Source organism: Bacteroides sp. OF04-15BH (assembly GCF_003477995.1).
Lineage (GTDB): Bacteria > Bacteroidota > Bacteroidia > Bacteroidales > Bacteroidaceae > Paraprevotella.
On sequence record NZ_QUEM01000089.1, the window covers coordinates 468 to 1670 of the forward strand.

The following is a 1203-nucleotide window of genomic DNA, read 5'->3' on the forward strand; positions in this document are numbered from 1 at the left end:
AATCTCTTGCGTGACTACAATCGCTTCCCCGAAATATTTTCGGACGGTTTTGTAGAGGTAGCGGATATAGTCCGCCATGTTCGCCGATGCAATCGCTTTCCACGCTTCCTCGATTAGTATTAACTTCCTTATTCCCTTTAACTTGCGCATCTTGTTTATAAAGGCTTCCATGATGATGATAGTCGTTACCGGGAATAAAATCTTGTGGTCTTTGATGTTGTCCAACTCAAAGACAATGAAGCGTTTGTGCAACAAATCCAGTTCCTTGTCGGAGTTCAGCAGGTAGTCGTACTCACCGCCACGATAGTACGGTTCAAGCACGTTCAGGAAATTGTTTATGTCAAAATCCTTTTCCCTGACGTTCTTCTGTTCAAGCTGTCGGCGGTAATCATCCCGGACAAACTCGTAGAACGTGTTGAAGCAGGGCGTTACCGAACGGTCTTTGCCTGTCAGTTCGATATAGGCACTCACGGCGTTTGACAACGCCACTTCTTCCGACCGCTTCGGGGCTTCATCATCCCGCTTCCACAGGGTGAGTATAAGGGTCTTGATGCTCTCTTTCTTCTCTATGTCGAATACCCCGTCCTCGACATAGAACGGGTTGAACGCTATCGGGTTCTCGTTGGTGTAGGTGAAATAAATCCCGTCCTCGCCGTGCGTGCGGTTGTGGATAAGCTGGGACAGCCCCAAGTAACTGTTACCCGTATCTACCAGCAGCACGTGCGCCCCCTGCTCGTAATACTGACGCACCATGTGGTTGGTAAAGAAAGACTTACCCGACCCGCTCGGCCCAAGTATGAACTTGTTGCGGTTGGTGGTGATTAATCCGTACCAACATTTATTTATTTAATACTGAATATCAGTTAATTATGGTATAAAGCACATCAATATTAATATTTTTAAAGCATACAATTTGCATACAAATAGAGTGATTATAAGAAAACAGAAAAGGATATTTGTTGTTAAGGGGTAAATGTGGTAGGAGATGTTTTTATATCTGTTTTCTCTCGTTTTTCAGTGAAAAATAGACATGATACTGGCAAAAAGAGAAAGAAACTCTGTTTTTCTTTTTTCGCCAGCATATATAATTTGCTGTCTAAATAAGTTTAGTTCGTTTTGGATATACAGACAAAGAAACGTACTAAACCTTTGAACTTAAAAATATACCTCAAATCCGCAACTAAGCTCTTCAGCGTCCTTCTT

The 1203-nt window shown here is 42.8% G+C and carries 1 pseudogene; it reads right to left on the minus strand.

What is annotated here, in order from left to right:
• Positions 1 to 822: pseudogene (locus tag DXA74_RS16775) on the minus strand (TraG family conjugative transposon ATPase); the annotation flags it as partial.
• Positions 823 to 1203 lie beyond the last annotated feature (381 nt).